The organism is Kitasatospora sp. NPDC087314, assembly GCF_044744365.1.
Classification (GTDB): domain Bacteria; phylum Actinomycetota; class Actinomycetes; order Streptomycetales; family Streptomycetaceae; genus Kitasatospora.
The window spans coordinates 452,759-467,772 of the sequence record NZ_JBIUYE010000006.1 but is presented as its reverse complement, the minus strand read 5'-3'; the positions used below and the strand labels follow the sequence as shown (position 1 = coordinate 467,772).

Here is a 15,014-nt window from a genome sequence, read left to right as displayed (position 1 = left end):
GGTGATGGTGACGGTGTGGGGGCCGGGGAGTTGGTGTCCGGGGTGGTCGGGGTGGTCGGGGTTCATCGGGTGCTCCTGGGGGTGGTGGGGGTGGTGGTGAGGTGGGTGTTGAGGTGGGTGAAGGCGTTGTGGGTGGCGGTGGAGTGTTGGGTGCCGATGTTGGTGAGTTTGGCGAGGAGGGTGAGCCAGCCGTGGGGGGTGGCGGTGAAGTGCATGGTGAGGCGGGTTTGGGTGTTGTGGTGGAGGGGGGTGAGGGTGTAGGTGGCGTGGCCGCGGAAGGCGCCGTGGGTGTAGTCGGTGGCGAGGTGGCGGTTGGGGGTGGTGTGGGTGGTGGTGGCGGTGAAGCGGATTTTGGGGCCGCCTTTGGTGTTGCCTTTGGGGTGGACGGTGATGTGGGTGGTGCCGCCGATGTGTTCGGGGCTGGTGGTGCCGGGTTGGAAGGTGTTGTGGGGGGTCCACCAGGTGGTGGTGCCGTTGAATTCGGCGATGAGTGCGTGCCAGACGTGTTCGGTGGGGGCGTGGATGATGGTTTCGTTGATGATGTCGTAGGTGTGCATGGTGGGTTTCCTTTCCGGGGCCGTGTTCGGGGTTTGGGTGGTTGTCCGGTGGTGTGGTGATTGTTTTCGGGGTTTGTTCTGTGGGGTGGCTGTTTCCTTGCCGGGCCTGCTGTTCTCTTTTTCTGGGTCCGTGGCGTTTTCTCCGGGTTGGGTGATGCTTTTTCTGGGCCGGTGACTCCTTTCTGGGTCTGTCGCCTCATTGTTCTGGGTCCGTGAAGTGTTCTCCGGGCCTGTCGTCCATTTTTTGGGCCTGTGGCGCGCTTTCTCTGGAGTTGTCGTTCAGTGTGGGTGGGTGTGGCGCCCTTTTTTGGGCCTGTGATGTCTTTCTTTGGGCTCGCTGTTCCCTTTCTTGGGTTGGTGGTGCCCTTTCTGGGGTCGTGGTGCCCTTTCTGGGGTCGGGGTCTTTTGTTGGGTTTGTGGTGTGGTGTGGTGTCTGGGCTGGTGTTGTTTTCTCGGTGGCTGTTGTTGCTTCGGGGTTTCTGCTGGTCCTTCGTGGTGTTTGTTGTTTGTTTCTGGGTGTTTGTTGTTTCTTTTCGGGGTTTGTTGTTCTGTTTTTTTGGTGTTTCGTTTATTTGGGGGTGTGTTGTTTTGTTTTTTGGGGGGTGGTGTTGGGGGGTGGGGTGGTGGTTTAGGTGAAGATGTTTTGGCCGGGGGTGAGGGTGTGGGTGGGGTCGTATCGGTTTTTGTGGGTGGTGAGGTTGTTCCATTGGGGGCCGTAGTGGTGTTGCCAGTCGGTTTGGGTCATGTGGGGGATGGCGCCGACGAGGTAGCGTTTGGCGCCGAGGGTGGTGGCGTGGTCGTAGAGGGTGCGGTTGCGTTGGAGGTGGGGGGTGGGGTTGGTGCCGGGGTGGGGGAAGGTGAGGAGGTCGAAGAGGTAGGTGGTGGGTTCGTTGGGGGTGATGGCGTAGGGGTGGGTGAGTTTGTTGGTGTGGAAGGGGTAGAAGAGGAGGAGGCCGGCGCCGAGGTCGTCGGGGGTGAGGGTTTGGGCGGCGGTGGTCATGAAGGTGTGGGCTTGGGTGGCGGGGAGGAAGAGGCTGAGCCAGGGTTTGGGTTCGTTCCAGTAGCCGAGGTTTTTGATGGTGTCGGCGAAGGTGTCGGCTCGGTAGGTGTATTCGCGGTAGGTCTGGTCGGTGATGGTGGTGTCGGTGGTGATGGGGGTGAGGTTGTGGAGGAGGGGGGTGGGGTTGGGGGGTGTGGTGCCGTTGTAGTAGGTGGCGGTTTCGATTTTGTAGCGGGGTGTGGTTCCGGGTTGGGGGATGACTTCGCCGACTTGGCTGTGGAAGCGGCCGTCGTTCAGGAGGGTTTCCTGGTCGGTGAGGTAGGTGGTGAGGTTGTTGTAGTAGAGGTTGAAGACGAGGGCGCGTTGGGGGGCGGGGATGAGTTTGACGGTGGCGCGGACGATGATGCCGAATTGGCCGGCGCCGGCGAGGGCGGCGTGGAAGAGGTCGCGGTTGTGGGTGGGGGTGGCGGTGAGGAGGTGGCCGGTGCCGGTGATGATGTCGATGGATTCGACGGTGTCGGCTTGGAGGCCGTATTTCTGGACGGTGGAGCCGATGCCGCCGATGCTGATGGTGCCGCCGATGGAGAGGTGGAGGTAGTCGGTGAGGCAGGGTGGGGTGAGGCCTTGGGTGAGGGCGGCGTCGGTGAGTTGGGCCCAGGTGACGCCGGTGTCGACGGTGGCGTTGGTGGGGGTGATGGTGTGGATGCGGTTGAGGCAGCGGGCGTCGATGCTGATGCCGCCGGCGGCGGAGGCCTGGCCGTAGTTGGAGTGTGATTCGAGGTCGTTGCCGGTGCCGCTGCGGCCGTTCATGGCGACTTTGAGGCCGTTGTGGCGGGCGTAGTTGACGATTTTGACGATGTCTTGGACGGAGCCGGGTTTGAGGACGGCGTGGGGGGTGGTGGTGGTGAGGCGTCCGAAGTCGTGGCTGAATTCGGTGAGGGTGGTGGTGTCGGTGGTGAGGGTGCCGTCGAGGGTGGGGACGGTGGCGAGGTGTCCGGTGGTGGGGGTGGTGGTGGCCCAGGTGCGGGTGGTGGTGTTGTAGCCGATGACGGTGGCGGCGAGGCCGGTGATGAGGGTTCGTCGTGACAGTGGTGTGGTGGTCATGCTGGTTCCTTTCGTGGGTGGGGCTGGTGTGCGTGAGGCCCGCTGGGTGGCGGGCCTCTTGTGTTGTCCACCCCGCCACCCAGACGCCCCTCCGCCCCTCCGCCCCTCCGCCCCGTCGCCCCGTCGTCCCGCCGCCCCGCTGCCCCGTCGTCCCGCCACCTCGCTGCCCCTCCGTCCCTCCGTCCCGTCGCCCCGCTGCCCCTCCGTCCCGTCGTCGTCGGGAGGGGGCTCGGTTGCGGTTTGTGGGCGGCTTGTTGGTGGCCTGGGTGGCCTGGGTGGCCTGAGTGGGCCGGTGGTGGTGGCCGGGGTGGCCGGGGTGGCTGTGGTGGCCGGGGTGGCTGTGGTGGGTTGGTGGTCGTGGTTGGTGGTTGGTGGTTGCTGGGGTCTGGTTGGTGCTGTGTCTGTCGGGTGGGGGTGGTGCCCGTGGCCGGCCTGGTGGGCCGGCCACGGTGGCGGCCTGGTGTGGTGCTGGTGGTTCGGGGGTGCGGTTGTGGCGGGTGTCGGTGTCGGTGTCGGTGTCGGGGTGGCGGTGTCGGTGGGTGGTGGTCGAACGCGGGTTCCGTTGCCTGTTTGTTCCGGTTGGGCTGTCGTCCGGGCTTGGCGGGGTTTCGGTGTTCGCGTGTTCGTGTGGTGTGGTCTGGACTGCGCGGGTTCCGTTGTTCGGGTGCCCGTGTCGGGTGGGCGGTAGCTGAACTCGTGTTCTGCGTCGTCTGTTTGTGCCGGTAGGTCCGTCGTCCGGATTTCGCCGGGTTCCGCCGGCTGTCTGCCCGTGTCGGGTGGACCGTTGCCGAACTAGCTATTCCCACGGCCTGTTTGTGGCCCGTGGCCGGTTGCCCGGTTGCCCGGTTGCGCGTGGCCTGTGGCTCGTGGCGCGTTGCCCGGTTCCGGTGGCTCGTCGCGCGTGGCGCGTTGCCCGGTTCCGGTCGCTCGTCGCTCGTCGCTCGTCGCTCGTCGCTCGTCGCGCGTGGCCCGGTTCCCATTGCGCGTTGCCCGTGGCTCGCTGCCGGTTGCCCGGTTGCCCGGTTGCCCGGTTGCCGGTTGCCGGTGGCTTGTGGCCGGGTTCCGCGGTTTTAGCGGTCTGCCCGTGTCGGGTGGGCTGTTGCCGAACTCACGCTTTCTGCGGCCTGTTTGTGGCCCGTGGCCCGTAGTCCGTCGTTTGTCGCTTGTCGCTCGGTGCGCGTGGCCCGGTTCCGGTGGCGTGTTGCGCGTGGCCGGTTGCCCGGTGGTCCGGTTGCCCGTGGTCCGGTGGTCCGTGGCTCGTTGCGCGTGGCCGGTTGCCCGTGGCTCGGTTCCGGTGGCCCGTTGCCTGTTGCGCGTGGCCCGGTTCCGGTTGCCGGTGGCTTGTGGCCGGGTTCCGCGGTTTTCGCGGTTTGCCCGTGTCGGGTGGGCGGTTGTCGAACTCGCGCTTTCCGCAGGCTGTTTGTGTCCGGTTGTCCGGTTGTCCGGTGGTCTGTGGCGCGTTGCCCGGTTGCCGGTTGCCGGTTGCCGGTTGCGCGTGGCCTGGTTCCGGTGGCCTGTTGCGCGTGGCCGGTTGCTGGTTGCTGGTTGCTGGTTGCCTGTGGTCCGGTGGTTCGTGGCCCGTTGCGCGTTGCGCGTGGCCTGGTGGCCTGGTGGCCTGGTGGCGGGTGGCCTGGTTGCTGGTGGCTTGTGGCTTGGTTGGGGTTTGGGGGTGGGGGTGGTGGTTGTTAGGTGGGGTTGGGGGGTTGGGGGTGGGTGAGGGTGGTGGTTTGGTAGTTGGGGAGGTCGAAGTGGCGGGTTTGTTTGCGGAAGCGGAAGGTGTAGGTGGGCCAGATGGAGGGGTTGTTGCCGTGTTTGTCGGTGTACCAGCTGGTGCAGCCGCCGGCGTTCCAGACGGTGCCGGTGAGGTGTTTGGTGAGGGTTTTGTTGTAGGCGGTTTGGGCTTCGGGGCGGATTTCGAGGGAGGTGAGGTGGTGTTTGTCGAGGGTTTTGAGGGCGTTGATGATGTAGGTGATCTGGGCTTCGATCATGACGGTTTGGGAGGAGTGGCCGAGGGTGGTGTTGGGGCCCAGGAGCATGAAGAGGTTGGGGAAGCCGTGGATGGTGGTGCCGCGGTGGGCTTGCATGCCGTGGGTGGTCCAGGTGTGGTGGAGGGTGTGGCCGTCTCGTCCGTGGATGCGGTGGGCGATGGGGCGGTCGGTGGCGGTGAAGCCGGTGGCGAGGATGATGGTGTCGACGGTGCGGTGGGTGCCGTCGGCGGTGGTGATGTGGGTGGGGCCGATGTCGGTGATGGTGTCGGGGATGATGTCGACGTTGGGTTGTTGGATGGCGGGGTACCAGGTGTTGGAGAAGAGGAGGCGTTTGCAGCCGACGGTGTAGTCGGGGGTGAGGCGTTGGCGCAGGTCGGGGTCGGGGACGGATTTTTTGAGGTGGCCGGCGGCCATGTTCTTCATGCCGGTGGTGCGTCCCGGGCGGGACATGAAGAACGCGACGATTTCGCGGCCGTGTTTGTTGAAGTTGCGGCGTAGGCGTTGGTAGCCGGGGAGGTGGCGCAGCATCCAGGTGTGGCGGGGGGTGTTGGGTTTGTCGGGTTTGGCGGCGACCCAGGGGGGTGTGCGCTGGTGGAGGTGGAGTCGGGCGACCTGGGGTTGGATGGCGGGGACGAATTGGATGGCGGAGGCGCCGGTGCCGATGACGGCGACGTTGCGGCCGGTGAGGTCGTGGTCGTGGCGCCATTGGGAGGAGTGGAAGACGGTGCCGGTGAAGGTGTCGAGGCCGGGTAGGTCGGGGATGGCGGGTTCGGAGAGGTAGCCGGTGCCGGTGATGAGGACCTGGGCGGTGTAGTGGCCGTGGGTGGTGTGGATGCGCCAGTGGTGGTGGTCGTGGTCCCAGGTGGCGTCGAGGAGTTCGTGGCCGTAGCGCAGGTGGGGTTCGATGCCGAAGCGGTGGGCGGTGTCTTTGAGGTAGGTGTGGACTTCGGCCTGGGTGGCGAAGGTGGATTTCCATTCGGGGTTGCGGGCGAAGGAGAAGGAGTAGAGGTGGGCCTGGACGTCGCAGGCGCAGCCGGGGTAGGTGTTGTCGCGCCAGGTGCCGCCGAGGTCGTGGGCGCGTTCGAAGACGAGGAAGTCGTCGGTGCCGGTCTGCAGGAGGCGGATGGCGGTGCCGAGTCCGGAGATGCCGGCGCCGATGATGGCGGCTTTGAGGTGGCGTACGCGCAGGGGGCTGGGGGTGGTGTGGTGGGGGGCGGTGGCGGTGTCGTCGGCGGCTTCGGGCACCGCGGTGGCCGGGGTGGCCGGGGTGGCCGGGGTGGCGGGGGTGGGGTCGTCGGGGTTGGCGGGGGGGGGGTGTTCGGCGGTGGTGGTCATGGACCGGTTTCCTCTTGTCAGGCGCGGCGGGTGAGGGTGACGCGGAAGTTGTTGAAGATGTGGTCTTCGAGGGTGTAGGCGAAGATGTCGAGGTAGCGTTCGAAGCGGGCGACGGTGGTTTCGTCGGCGAGGGTGACGGCTTCGTCGCGGCGGGCGGCCAGGAGTTGGAGCCAGGCGCGGCAGGCGCGGGCGAAGGACTCGGGTTCGTTGCGGATCTCGGTGACTTCGAAGAGGCCGTCGAGGCCGGCGGCGAGTTCGGGCAGGCGGGGGATGTGGCAGCCTTCGAACTCCTCGCGCTGGAGGAACTTGAGGTCGTCGAGGAGCTGGCGGCGCAGTGGGGGGTTCTCGACGGTCATGGTGTGCAGGACGAAGCGGGCGCCGGGCTTGAGGAGGGAGTGGACCTGCTTGAAGAAGACGCGGTAGCGCTGGGTGCGCTCCTTGGGGGTGAGGGAGGAGAGCACGAAGTGTTCGAGGGCGTTGATGCAGAACGCGGCGTCGTAGGGGTCGCCGTCGGCCTTGTGGTCTTCCCAGCTCTCGACGCGGGCGTGGATGGCGGGGTTGCCGAGGGCGGCGACGAAGTCGGCCTGGGTGCGGGAGAGGGTGACGCCGACGGCCTGCTGGACGCCGTGGACGGTGGTGAGGCGGTTGAGCATGGTGCCCCAGCCGCAGCCGATGTCGAGGACCTTGGCGGTGCCGGCGGCGCGGGCGAGGTCGGTGAAGACGTCGAGCTTGCGTTCCTGGGCTTCGTCGAGGGTGGCGAGGAGGTCCTCGCCGTCCTCCCAGTAGCCGCCGGAGTACATCATGGTGGGGCCGAGGATGAGCCGGTAGAGGTCGTTGCCGACTTCGTAGTGGTGGCGGATGGCGTCGACGTCGGGGTTGATGGAGCGGGTTTCGGCGGTGGTCATGTGGTGGGCCCCTGTTCTGGTGGTGGGACGGGTGGGGTGGTGCGGGTGCCGGGCCCGGTCGGGGCCGGGCGGTGGTGCGGGTGCGGGCGGGCCGTGGTGGCACGTGGCCGGGGGTGTCCGGCCTGGTGTGGACGGGGTTCGTCCTGGCCGGGCGGCCGGTGCCCGCCCGGGGGGCGGTCGGTCGTCCCGGGCGCGGGCGGTTGTGGCCTGCCGGGTGTGAAAGGCCGTTCGGGATCCGGCGGTTGGTGCCTTCCTGGTGTGAACGTCCTTGCGGGTGAAGCTGGTTGGTGACCGGCTTGGCCTGGGTGGCCTGGGTGACGCTGGTTGGTGACCGGCTTGGCCTGGGTGGCCTGGGTGACGCTGGTTGGTGACCGTCCTGGCCGGGTGGCCGGGTGGTCGTGGTGGCCGGGTGGTCGGGTGGTCGTGGTGGCGGCGGGTGGTTGGTGCCTGCCGGTGCCGGGCGGTCTTGCGGGGGTGGGCGGGTGGCCTTCGTCCGGGTGGCCGAGTGGGTCGTTCGTGCCGTGGGCGGTTGGTGTCTTCCGGGTGTGAACGGCCCTGCGGGTGGGTCAGGTTGGTGACCGTCCTGGCCTGGGTGACGCTGGTTGGTGACCGTCCTGGCCTGGGTGGCCGGGTGGCGGGGGCGGGTGGTGCCGGCCGGGCGTGGACTGCCGTGTGGGAATGGGTGGGCGGCGTGGTGGGTGGGCGTTCGCCTGCCGGTGTGGCCGGGGCGTCGCGTCCGGTGGGTGGTCGGTGCCCTGGTTCCTTGGACGGCCCGGCCCTGGAACGGGTGGCCGCTGCCCGTTGCCCGCTGTCCGTGTGAACGTTCCTCCCGTCGTGGACGGTTGGTGCCCGGCTGTTTGAGCGGATGTTCCCTGGCGCCGGTGGCCGGTGCCTGCCGCCTGTGTGATCGGCCTTCCCGCCGTGGGCGTCCGGTGCCCGGTGCTGGGCCGGCCGGGTGGCCGGGTGGCCGGTTGGTCGTCGTGCCGTGGGCGGTTGGTGATCGGTGTCCGCCGGTGTGGGTGTCCTTGCCGGCCTGGGCGGTTGGCTTCCGTCCGGGTGGCGGGGTGGCGGGGTGGCCGGGTTGGTGGGTTGGGTGTCGTGCGTGTGGGTGCGGTGTCTCGGGTCAGGTAAGCGTGTGTCTCGCAAGTGGTGCGCAAGCGTGGGTGTGGGGGTGGGGTTGCGGGGCGTTTGCGTGGGGGTGGGTTTCATGCGGTTTCGACAAGACATGTGGCCCCGATGGCCTTGCCGGGATGTTTCCGGGGGTTTCGGGTCGGCGTTGCCGGTGTTCTGTCGCCTGTGTGTCCCCGTTTTTTGGTGTGGTGTGTGTGGGGGTGCGGTGGGTGGCGGGGCGGGTGGTGTCGGTCCGGGTTCCCGGGGGTTGTTCGTTCCGGGTCTGTTCTGCTTCATCACGTGTTGGCGTCCCTGCAGGGGGCGTCCAGGGAAGGAAACGATCACTCATGTCCGACATCCCCACCATTGAGGACCTGGCCGCGCAGTTGCAGGCGGTGTCCGGGGCGCAGGAGATCGACGCGGACGCGGCGTTGCAGCACATCGCGGACGTGGATTCGTTGGATCTGATGGAGTGGCTGTACGGGTTCCAGAACCAGTACCCGCACATTCCGGCGGACGAGTCGTTGTTCGCGGACATCGATGACACGACGACGTTGCGGGTGGTGCACGAGCGGATTCTGGCGCTCGTGGGCCAGGCCGGCGTCTGAGCGCGCGGCCGGGGACGCAGATGAGCGGCTTCGACGTCACCGGGTGGGGGATCTCGGTTCCCGAGCGTGTGGTGACCAGTGCGCAGCTCGCGGAGCGTTTCGGTGTGGACGAGCACTGGATCGTGTCGCGGTGCGGGATCCGTGAGCGGCGGGCGGTTTCGGCGGGGCAGACGACGGCGTCGATGGCTGTGGAGGCCGGGCGGCGGGCGTTGGAGCGGGCGGGGTTGTCGGGTGCGGACATCGCGCATCTGATCGTGGCGACCGCGACTCCGGAGCAGCCCTCGCCGGCGACGTCGGCGTTCGTCCATGACGAGCTGGGGATCGCGGGCAGTGCGCACGATGTGAACTCGGAGTGTGCGGGGTTCGTGTACGCGTTGGTGACGGCGGTGGGTCTGCTGCGGATGGACCCGCGTCCGATCCTGGTGATCGGTTCGGACACGCACACGCTGACCGCCGATCCCGGGGACCGGGATCTGTCGATCCTGGTGGGGGACGGGGCGGGGGCGGTGGTCCTCGAGCCGGGTGAGGTGGACCGGATCCTGGCGTGGAACCTGGGCGCGGACGGCTCGTGCAAGGACAGTCTGAAGGTCCTGGCGGGGGGTTCGCGGATGCCGACCAGTGAGGAGACGGTGCGCCGGGGTCTGCACTACGCGCGGATCAACGGCAACGAGATCTACCTGAACGCGGTGCGGTACACGGTGCGTACGATCCGCGAGACGTTGGAGCAGGCGAAGCTGACGGCGTCGGATGTGGATCACGTGGTGCCGCACCAGGCGAACATCCGGATCATCAACTCGGTGCTCGGGCACACGGGGATCCCGGTGGAGCGGCTGGTGACGAATCTGGAGAAGTACGGGAACACGGCGTCGGCGTCGATTCCGATCGCGTTGGCGGAGGCGTTGGACGCCGGTCGGATCCAGGACGGGGACACGGTGTTGCTGGCCGGGTTCGGTGCGGGGATGACGTGGGGTTCGGTCCTGTTGACGTGGGGAGGGGCGCGGTGAGCGGCAAGGACGTGTTCGGGGTGCGGCCCGTCTCGCCGGTGGCGCTGGTGACCGGTGCCTCCGGGGGGCTGGGGCGGGAGCTGGCGTTGGAGCTGGACGCGGCCGGGTGCCGGGTCGCGGTGCACTACAACAGTGCCCGTGAGGCCGCCGAGGAGGTGGCGGGCAAGCTCGCGGGCGATCATGTGCTGGTGACCGGTGACGTGGGTGACTACGCGCAGGTGACGGCGATGTACGAGCGGATCGTCGCGGCGCTCGGGCCGGTGGACGTGCTGGTCAACAACGGGGCGGTCCGCAAGGACGCGCTGATGGCCATGCAGGATCCGGTGCAGTGGCGGCAGGTGATCGACACGAACCTGGTGGGGGCCTTCCATACCGCGCGGGTGTGTGTGCCGGCGATGCTGCGGGCGCGGTGGGGGAGGGTGGTCAACATCGTGTCGCCGTCGGCGTTGATCGCCACTGCCGGGCAGACCGCGTACGCGGCGTCCAAGGCGGGGCTGATCGGGCTGACCCGCACGCTGGCGGCGGAGTGCGGGCGCCGGGGGGTGACGGTGAACGCCCTGTCGCCCGGGTTCATGATCACGGGGATGACGGACACGCTGCCCGGGCACGTGGTCGCGGGGATGCGGGAGAAGGTGCCGGTGCCGCGGTTCGTCACCCCGCGTGAGGTCGCCCGTTCCATCGGGCTCTTCCTCGACCAGGACTGTATGACCGGTCAGGTCATCAGTATCGACTCGGGCGCCTCCATCACCTGACCCGCCCGCCCCGTGCGAGCCCGCCCCGTGCGCGCCTGTGCGTGTCCGTGTGCGCCTGTCCGGCCCGTCCCCGTCCCCCGGGGGCGGGCCGGCGGCGTGGGTGGCCGGTGGCTCCGGGGGACGTGGGGCGCGGTCTGGACGGTCCGGTGGCCCGGAGCCCGGAGCCCGGAGCCCGGGTGACCCGGTGGCCGGGTGGGCTGGAGGGGCTGGGCCCGGGGGGCCTGTCTGGGGGTGGGGTGGTGGGTCTGGTTCGGGTTGGTGTGGGGTCAGATGGCGACGAAGCGGCGGTCTGCGTCGCTGGTGATGATGCGTCCGAAGCGCATGCCGGGGAAGTGGGCGGCGGCGAGGAGGTCGCCGGTTTCGGCGGCCTGGTCGGCGATGCGGTTGCGGGCGGTGGATGCGGCGGCGGGGTCGACGTCCCAGATGACCTGCCAGTCGCGTTCGCTGAACTGGACCACGGAGTGGACCACGTCGCCGAGCAGGATGGCGCGTTGTCCGCCGTCGGAGAGGACGTAGACGGTGGAGCCGGGGGTGTGGCCGGGGGTGTGGACGGCGTCCAGGCCGGGGGCGATCGTGGTGTCGGTGTCGAACAGTTCCAGCCGGGGGCCGAGGGGGGTGAGCTTGTCGACGGCGTGGGGCTGCGGGTCGGGGCCGGTGACGAAGTGCTGCCAGTCGGCGCGGTGGGCGCGGTAGAGCGCGTTCGGGAAGACGGGGGTGCCGTTGTGGGTGGCCCAGCCGATGTGGTCGAAGTGCAGGTGGGTGAAGACGACGTCGGTCACGTCCGCGGGCGTGATGCCGTACCCGGCGAGGGAGTCGAGCAGGGCGCCGCCGCGGTAGCGGCCGTCGTCGAAGGCGCCCACCCCGGCGTCGACCAGCACGAGGCGTTCCCCGGTGCGCACGCAGAACCCGCCCAGCGGCAGGCGCAGGGTGGCGTCGTCTTCGCGGTGGTGGTCGTGGCAGGCCCACGGGTCGTCCACGCCTGGGCGGGTGAGGATGTCGGCGGCGACCTCCACGCCCACGCCGTCCGTCACCGCGAGGACCTCCATGCTGCCGATCTTCACGCCTGCCTCCGCGCCCGGGACGGACCGTGCGTCCGCCGACCACCGGCTGCAACCGGCCCGGGCGCCGCACCATTCCCCACCATTCCCCGGCGCGACCGGCGCGACCGGCGCGACCGGCGCGACCGGTGTTCCCGGGGTGGCCGGGGTGGCTGGTGTTCCCGGGCGGGGTGGCTTTCGGCCCGTTGTGTGCCGGGGGCGTCGTGGGGCGTCGTGGGGGCGTCTTGGGGTTGTGGTGGGGGAGTTCACCGGGCGGGGGTGGGGTGGTGGTGGGGACGGCGCCGGCCCGCCCCCCGTTGCTGTGGCAGGGGGCGGGCCGGGTGTGGTGCGGGTGCTGCGGGGTGCGGGGTGTCGGCGGGGCCGGTGTGTGCGTGCCGGGGGCCGTCAGTTGAGGGCGGCGAGGGCGGCGTCGTAGTCCGGCTCGTCGGCGATCTCCGCGACCAGTTCGGTGTGCAGGACGGTGTCGTTCTCGTCCAGGACGACGACGGCGCGGGCGGTCAGGCCGGCCAGCGGGCCGTCGGTCAGGGCCACGCCGTAGGACTCGTGGAAGTCGCGTCCGCGCAGGGTCGACAGGACCCGCACGTTCTCCAGGCCCTCGGCGCCGCAGAAGCGGGCCTGGGCGAAGGGCAGGTCGGCGGAGATGCACAGCACCACGGTGTTGTCCAGGGAGCCGGCCTTGGCGTTGAAGGTGCGCACCGAGGTGGCGCAGGTGGGGGTGTCGATGCTGGGGAAGATGTTGAGGATCTTGCGCTTGCCGGCGAAGTCCTTCAGCGAGGTGTCCGCCAGACCTTCGCCGACCAGCGTGAACGCCGGTGCCTGGCTGCCGGGCTGGGGCAGCGCGCCGCCGACCTGGACCGGGTTCCCCTTCAGCGTGACCTGAGCCATGAAAAGCCTCCTACCAGCGGTGGAATGTGGTGACAACGCCGTTGATCCTACTGCGCGCCCGGTGCCCGGCACGCCCGGTGACCACCGGCTGGACAACGCCCCCGCCTGCCCGGCCCGTCGCCGCTCCCGCCCCGGCCCGTTGTCCCGGCCGTTGCCGGGGCGTGTCCTGGCGGGGTGTCAGGTGGACCAGAACGGGTCGTCGTAGCGGGGGATGACGTCGAGGTTGCCGTTCGGCAGGGTCGGCTCGGGTACGTAGGTGCCGAAGGGGTCGCGGTCGCGGATGACGGGGAGGGGACGGCACCTACCCGTCACGGTGTCCGGTGAAGCGTCCGGCGATCCGGCCTCGGCCCCGGAGGTGAGCGGCGGTGAACTGTGAGCACCGGACCGGCCCGCCCGGCCGAGTCCCCAACACCCCCTCAACGCAAGGAGGACTGCGCCATGAAGAAGACCACCACCCCGGCGAAGGCCCCGGTCACGCTCGACCCGAAGAAGGTCGCCGCGCTCCGGGCGAAGGTCAGCCGGCTCGTCGGCACCGGCGCGCTGACCGCCGCCCCGCACACCTACCCACCACTGAGTGATCTCCGGGCGGGCGGGCGGCCCCAGCCGTCCCGCCCGCCCGGGCCGCCGCACCCCGGTCCCCGTACAGAAGGAGGAAAAGCCGTGGACACCCGCCTGGAGCTGACGTTCCTGGGCCACCGGACCTGGCTGGTCCAGGGCGGCGGCCACCGCGTCCTGATCGACCCCGTCCTCAAGAGCGCGTTCGGCCTGCCCGGCCGGGCCGAGATGATTGATCCCAAGGGGTCGGTCGGGCACCGCTGATGGTCGCAATGGCGGGCTGCCCGGGCTCCGTTGCGCAAGGCTGGGAGATGCCGACACGCCGCCGGTTCAGCGTGGCCGCAAGCCGTCGAAGACCACCTCGAAGATCCGTTCCCGGGCCGCCGGGTCCGTTGCGAGGTGCTCCATCGCCCTGCTGGTACCGGCCAGCAGGGCGATCAGTTCCGGCAGGCCGAGCTCCGGGCGGACCGCCCCGGCCTGTTGCGCTCCGGCCAGTAGCGCGGCCAGCTGCGTCTGGATCGCCGTGCCGGGCTCCTGCAGGGCCGCGTGCGCGTCCACGCCGGCTGTGGCGAGTGCCCGGGTGAACTCGCCTTTGCCTGCGGATTGGTCGATCACCAGGCGGAAGCAGGCGAAGAATGCCTCGGCGGGCTCGGCCTCGGCGGCCAGCCGTGCGGTCCGGGCGGCGATCGCCTCCAGCCTGCACACCATCACCGCCTCCAGCAGTGCCTCTTTCGTCGGGAAGTGCCGGAAGAGCGTGCCGACCCCGACCCCGGCGACCCGGGCGATCTCTTCGGTCGGCACGCCGATGCCGCGGGTGGTGAACACCTCCGTGGCGACGTCCAGCAGCCTGGCCCGGTTACGGGCCGCATCCGCCCTCAACGGGCGCTCCGTGCTGCCACTCATCCCTCCCGCTCCTTCCTGTTCGCAGTAGAGCCGCACTGGACAACCGGAGCGGCTAGTCCGTATCTTCGGAAACGGATTCGCTAGTCCGATTCTAGCGACGGATCCCGTGGGGGTTGATCATGCCCGAAACGCTGTCACCGAATGAGGTCTTCCAGACGCTGCTCGAGGGCATCGGCGAGGGGCGGTTCCTGGAGCTGGCCGGGCTCTATGCGGAGGACGCCGTGGTGGAGACCGTCTTCGAGCCGGTCGGGCCGCGCCGCATCCAGGGGCGGGCCGCACTCGCGGAGCGCTTCGCGGAAGTCGCCGCGAGCAGTCCCGTGGAACTGACCCCAAGGAATGTTGTGATCCGGGTGACCGACGACCCGGAGGTGATCGTCGCCGAGTGGGACTACCAGGTGCACCACCGGGTGACCGGGCGGACCTTCGAGGCCGCCAACATCCAGGTGCTGCGGATCCGCGACGGCCTGATCGTCAGCAGCCGGGATTTCCACGACCACCTGGCCCTTATCGTGGCCGGCGGCAACCTGCAGCAGCTGATCGCGGCCCTGGACGGCAAGTAGCGCGCGTGCAGGGCCGGGGCATGCCTGCGGGAATCCCGGCCTGCGGCGTGTTCCGCCGACGGCAGTCTCGGCCGGACCCGCGTGAAGACGGCCGCTCCGACGCCCCGTCGTGCCGACAAGCTGCTTCCGGGTCAGTGATCGTAGGCGGTCAGTGACCGCAGGACGGGCTGGCCGGTGTGGTGGTTGTGCCAGCTGGCGGCGGTCAGCACGAGGATCCGCTGGAGCACGCGGACGATCACGCCGGCGGGGATGCGGCCACTGTGGCGCTCGAGGTCGAGCCGTCCCTTGAAGGTCTCATGGATCGACTCGATGACCTGCCGCAGCGGCTTGAACCGCTGCGATCCGGCCCGCTCGGCCTCGCCCTTGCGGGCCGGACGCAGTAGCCGGACGCCCAGCTCCGTCAGTTGCGTCTCGAACTCACGGCCGAAGTAGCTCTTGTCACCGATCAGCGTCTGCCCGGGACGGTCGTCTACGAGTGCGGGCTCGGTGGCGAAGATGTCGAGCAGGGTCTCGCGCTCGTCGGCCTTCGCCCCGGTCAACGCGAAGGCGACCGGCAGCCCGCCGAGGGTGCACACCAGGTGCAGCCGAAGCCCCCAGAAGTAGCGCGAGTGGCTGGCGCAGTAGCCGTACTGGGCCCATCCGGCCAGGTCGGAGCGCGGTGGAACGTCGTCGGCAGCTCCTGCCAGATCT

13 protein-coding genes and 1 pseudogene are annotated in these 15,014 nt (G+C 69.3%); 5 read left to right on the top strand and 9 right to left on the bottom strand.

Annotation, left to right across the window (positions count from 1 at the left end):
- Nucleotides 1-62: 62 nt before the first annotated feature.
- From ACIO5E_RS16565 to ACIO5E_RS16550, 4 genes are all read right to left on the bottom strand, one after another.
- Nucleotides 63-557, bottom strand: a complete 495-nt coding sequence (locus ACIO5E_RS16565) for an SRPBCC domain-containing protein (protein ID WP_400667912.1) — start codon at nucleotides 555-557, stop codon at nucleotides 63-65.
- 628 nt (nucleotides 558-1,185) lie between these two features.
- Entirely contained in the window at nucleotides 1,186-2,661 is a 1,476-nt protein-coding gene (locus ACIO5E_RS16560; RefSeq protein WP_400667910.1) for an FAD-binding protein, read from the bottom strand.
- Nucleotides 2,662-4,346: 1,685 nt separating this feature from the next.
- On the bottom strand, nucleotides 4,347-5,984 hold the full coding sequence (locus ACIO5E_RS16555; protein WP_400667909.1) for a flavin-containing monooxygenase: 1,638 nt from the start codon (nucleotides 5,982-5,984) through the stop codon (nucleotides 4,347-4,349).
- Nucleotides 5,985-6,001: 17 nt separating this feature from the next.
- Nucleotides 6,002-6,889, bottom strand: coding sequence for a class I SAM-dependent methyltransferase (locus tag ACIO5E_RS16550; RefSeq protein ID WP_400667907.1), 888 nt, complete (start codon nucleotides 6,887-6,889; stop codon nucleotides 6,002-6,004).
- A 1,457-nt stretch (nucleotides 6,890-8,346) separates the two neighbouring features.
- On the opposite strand from ACIO5E_RS16550, the gene ACIO5E_RS16545 reads away from it, so the two are divergent.
- From ACIO5E_RS16545 to ACIO5E_RS16535, 3 genes are read left to right on the top strand one after another with little or no spacing between them, the layout of a single operon-like run.
- Nucleotides 8,347-8,607 (top strand): hypothetical protein, encoded by a 261-nt coding sequence (locus ACIO5E_RS16545; protein ID WP_063350787.1) that lies wholly within the window; start codon nucleotides 8,347-8,349, stop codon nucleotides 8,605-8,607.
- Between the two features lie 20 nt (nucleotides 8,608-8,627).
- Complete coding sequence (locus tag ACIO5E_RS16540; protein ID WP_400667905.1) at nucleotides 8,628-9,611, top strand: 3-oxoacyl-ACP synthase III family protein; 984 nt, start codon at nucleotides 8,628-8,630, stop codon at nucleotides 9,609-9,611.
- 38 nt (nucleotides 9,612-9,649) lie between these two features.
- On the top strand, nucleotides 9,650-10,363 hold the full coding sequence (locus tag ACIO5E_RS16535) for an SDR family oxidoreductase (RefSeq protein ID WP_400667903.1): 714 nt from the start codon (nucleotides 9,650-9,652) through the stop codon (nucleotides 10,361-10,363).
- Between the two features lie 266 nt (nucleotides 10,364-10,629).
- Here the strand turns inward: ACIO5E_RS16535 and ACIO5E_RS16530 are convergent, their stop codons facing one another.
- The 3 genes from ACIO5E_RS16530 to ACIO5E_RS16520 all read right to left on the bottom strand — a co-directional run bounded on the left by ACIO5E_RS16530 (nucleotide 10,630) and on the right by ACIO5E_RS16520 (nucleotide 12,618).
- Nucleotides 10,630-11,424, bottom strand: a complete 795-nt coding sequence (locus ACIO5E_RS16530) for an MBL fold metallo-hydrolase (protein WP_400667901.1) — start codon at nucleotides 11,422-11,424, stop codon at nucleotides 10,630-10,632.
- A gap of 381 nt (nucleotides 11,425-11,805) precedes the next feature.
- Complete coding sequence (gene tpx / locus ACIO5E_RS16525; RefSeq protein ID WP_400667900.1) at nucleotides 11,806-12,306, bottom strand: thiol peroxidase; 501 nt, start codon at nucleotides 12,304-12,306, stop codon at nucleotides 11,806-11,808.
- 177 nt (nucleotides 12,307-12,483) lie between these two features.
- On the bottom strand, nucleotides 12,484-12,618 hold the full coding sequence (locus ACIO5E_RS16520) for a hypothetical protein (protein ID WP_400667898.1): 135 nt from the start codon (nucleotides 12,616-12,618) through the stop codon (nucleotides 12,484-12,486).
- A gap of 126 nt (nucleotides 12,619-12,744) precedes the next feature.
- On the opposite strand from ACIO5E_RS16520, the gene ACIO5E_RS16515 reads away from it, so the two are divergent.
- Complete coding sequence (locus tag ACIO5E_RS16515; protein ID WP_400667897.1) at nucleotides 12,745-13,125, top strand: hypothetical protein; 381 nt, start codon at nucleotides 12,745-12,747, stop codon at nucleotides 13,123-13,125.
- 66 nt (nucleotides 13,126-13,191) lie between these two features.
- Here the strand turns inward: ACIO5E_RS16515 and ACIO5E_RS16510 are convergent, their stop codons facing one another.
- Nucleotides 13,192-13,764 carry a TetR/AcrR family transcriptional regulator gene (locus ACIO5E_RS16510; protein WP_400667895.1) on the bottom strand — a complete coding sequence of 191 codons (573 nt, stop codon included), beginning with the start codon at nucleotides 13,762-13,764 and terminating at the stop codon, nucleotides 13,192-13,194.
- Nucleotides 13,765-13,883: 119 nt separating this feature from the next.
- On the opposite strand from ACIO5E_RS16510, the gene ACIO5E_RS16505 reads away from it, so the two are divergent.
- On the top strand, nucleotides 13,884-14,324 hold the full coding sequence (locus ACIO5E_RS16505; RefSeq protein WP_400667893.1) for a nuclear transport factor 2 family protein: 441 nt from the start codon (nucleotides 13,884-13,886) through the stop codon (nucleotides 14,322-14,324).
- Nucleotides 14,325-14,455: 131 nt separating this feature from the next.
- Here the strand turns inward: ACIO5E_RS16505 and ACIO5E_RS16500 are convergent.
- Nucleotides 14,456-14,983: pseudogene (locus ACIO5E_RS16500) on the bottom strand (transposase); the annotation flags it as partial.
- Nucleotides 14,984-15,014 lie beyond the last annotated feature (31 nt).

Coding starts and splice junctions, on each gene's coding strand:
- ACIO5E_RS16555 (WP_400667909.1), bottom strand. CDS start 5,984: ATGACCACCACCGCCGAACACCCCCCCCCCGCCAACCCCGACGACCCC.
- ACIO5E_RS16510 (WP_400667895.1), bottom strand. CDS start 13,764: ATGAGTGGCAGCACGGAGCGCCCGTTGAGGGCGGATGCGGCCCGTAAC.
- ACIO5E_RS16540 (WP_400667905.1), top strand. CDS start 8,628: ATGAGCGGCTTCGACGTCACCGGGTGGGGGATCTCGGTTCCCGAGCGT.
- ACIO5E_RS16565 (WP_400667912.1), bottom strand. CDS start 557: ATGCACACCTACGACATCATCAACGAAACCATCATCCACGCCCCCACC.
- ACIO5E_RS16505 (WP_400667893.1), top strand. CDS start 13,884: ATGCCCGAAACGCTGTCACCGAATGAGGTCTTCCAGACGCTGCTCGAG.
- ACIO5E_RS16560 (WP_400667910.1), bottom strand. CDS start 2,661: ATGACCACCACACCACTGTCACGACGAACCCTCATCACCGGCCTCGCC.
- ACIO5E_RS16515 (WP_400667897.1), top strand. CDS start 12,745: ATGAAGAAGACCACCACCCCGGCGAAGGCCCCGGTCACGCTCGACCCG.
- ACIO5E_RS16545 (WP_063350787.1), top strand. CDS start 8,347: ATGTCCGACATCCCCACCATTGAGGACCTGGCCGCGCAGTTGCAGGCG.
- ACIO5E_RS16550 (WP_400667907.1), bottom strand. CDS start 6,889: ATGACCACCGCCGAAACCCGCTCCATCAACCCCGACGTCGACGCCATC.
- tpx (WP_400667900.1), bottom strand. CDS start 12,306: ATGGCTCAGGTCACGCTGAAGGGGAACCCGGTCCAGGTCGGCGGCGCG.